Source organism: Aphanothece microscopica RSMan92 (assembly GCF_046613545.2).
Classification (GTDB): domain Bacteria; phylum Cyanobacteriota; class Cyanobacteriia; order PCC-6307; family Cyanobiaceae; genus NIES-981.
This window is the reverse complement of record NZ_JBKKKY020000372.1, coordinates 1-562: the sequence shown is the minus strand read 5'-3', so window position 1 is coordinate 562 and position 562 is coordinate 1. Positions and strand designations below refer to the sequence as shown.

Annotated in this window: 2 protein-coding genes; both read right to left on the bottom strand. The window is 69.8% G+C overall.

Annotated features, from left to right (window positions below; translation table 11 throughout):
* Positions 1-220 (bottom strand): alpha/beta fold hydrolase (locus tag ACLD7X_RS18070; protein ID WP_425625474.1); only part of this gene is annotated, 220 nt, incomplete at its 3' end.
* 65 nt (positions 221-285) lie between these two features.
* Positions 286-562, bottom strand: a 277-nt coding sequence (locus ACLD7X_RS18065) for a hypothetical protein (RefSeq protein WP_411425069.1), incomplete at its 5' end; no start/stop codon positions are given.

The following is a 562-nucleotide window of genomic DNA, read 5'->3' as shown; positions in this document are numbered from 1 at the left end:
GGAAGCCATAAAGCCCCACCCGGCCTAGGCCCAGCGCGTCCAGCGTCTCCTTCAGGGCGGCGGCATAGGCGTCGCAGTCGAGATCCGCGCCGGAGAGCGGGTCGGAAAGCCCGTTGCCCGGCGTATCGAGGGCGATGGCGGTCAGGCCCGCAGCGGCCAGCCGGTGCATCAGCGGCATGAGTGACCAGGCGCTCTGCGGCGAGCCGTGGAGCAGCACCACCGCCGGGCCAGACCCGGTGCGGCGATAGTGAACCCAGCGGTTCCTCACCCAGAGGAAATGGCGCCTCACGCCACGCCCGGAAGCTTGATCACCGCCTTGCCCACATTGCGCCCGGTCATCAGCCGCTCCATCAGGGCTGGGGCCTCTTCAAGGCCGTTTGCGGCGTCTTCCAGCGTCTTCAGCCGGCCATCTCGCACCCAGCCGGCGGCGGCCTCGGCGAAGGCGGCATGCTCGCCATAGAAGTCATAGACCACCAGACCCATCACATGGGCGCGCTTGCCCACGATGGGGCCCATCAGCGTGGCCGCGGGCGGCCCGTCTGCGTGGTAATGGGCGGCGAGC